1 rRNA gene is annotated in these 1,162 nt (G+C 53.5%); it reads left to right on the top strand.

Going from position 1 to position 1,162, the window contains the following annotated elements:
• A 23S ribosomal RNA gene (locus BLW33_RS13915) occupies nucleotides 1–1,154 on the top strand; the annotation flags it as partial.
• Nucleotides 1,155–1,162: the final 8 nt, after the last annotated feature.

The following is a 1,162-nucleotide window of genomic DNA, read 5'->3' on the forward strand; positions in this document are numbered from 1 at the left end:
AAGAGGCCGCAGAGAAGAGGCTCAAGCGACTGTTTAGCAAAAACACAGGTCTCTGCTAAATCGAAAGATGACGTATAGGGGCTGACGCCTGCCCGGTGCTGGAAGGTTAAGGGGAGTGCTTAGCGCAAGCGAAGGTGCGAACTTAAGCCCCAGTAAACGGCGGCCGTAACTATAACGGTCCTAAGGTAGCGAAATTCCTTGTCAGGTAAGTTCTGACCCGCACGAAAGGCGTAACGATTTGAGCGCTGTCTCGACAACACACCCGGTGAAATTGTAGTACTCGTGAAGATGCGAGTTACCCGCGACAGGACGGAAAGACCCCGTAGAGCTTTACTGCAATCTGGCATTGGATTTTGATATAACATGTACAGGATAGGTGGGAGGCTAAGAACCATGTGCGCCAGCATGTGGGGAGCCACCCTTGGGATACCACCCCTGTTATATTGGAATTCTAACGAGTGGCTGTAATCCAGCCATCGGACAGTGTCAGATGGGCAGTTTGACTGGGGCGGTCGCCTCCTAAAAAGTATCGGAGGCGCCTAAAGTTACCCTCAGGATGGTTGGAAACCATCTGTAAGAGTGCAAAGGCAGAAGGGTGATTGACTGCGAGAGAGACATCTCGAGCAGGGACGAAAGTCGAGCTTAGTGATCCGGTGGTCCCGAGTGGAAGGGCCATCGCTCAACGGATAAAAGCTACCTCGGGGATAACAGGCTTATCTCCCCCAAGAGTCCACATCGACGGGGAGGTTTGGCACCTCGATGTCGGCTCGTCTCATCCTGGGGCTGAAGCAGGTCCCAAGGGTTGGGCTGTTCGCCCATTAAAGAGGCACGCGAGCTGGGTTCAGAACGTCGTGAGACAGTTCGGTCCCTATCCGTCGTGGGCGCAAGAAATTTGAGAGGAGCTGTTCCTAGTACGAGAGGACCGGAACGGACGAACCTCTGGTGCATCGGTTGTCCTGCCAAGGGCATAGCCGGGTAGCCAAGTTCGGACGGGATAAGTGCTGAAGGCATCTAAGCACGAAGCCCCCCTTAAGATAAGATATCTCATTCGAAAGAAGTAAGGCCACTGGAAGACGACCAGGTAGATAGGCTGGAGGTGGAAGTACGGTAACGTATGGAGCTGACCAGTACTAATCGGCCGAGGTCTTGATCCCATCAAGAC

The organism is Eubacterium aggregans, assembly GCF_900107815.1.
GTDB classification, from domain to species: domain Bacteria; phylum Bacillota; class Clostridia; order Eubacteriales; family Eubacteriaceae; genus Eubacterium_O; species Eubacterium_O aggregans.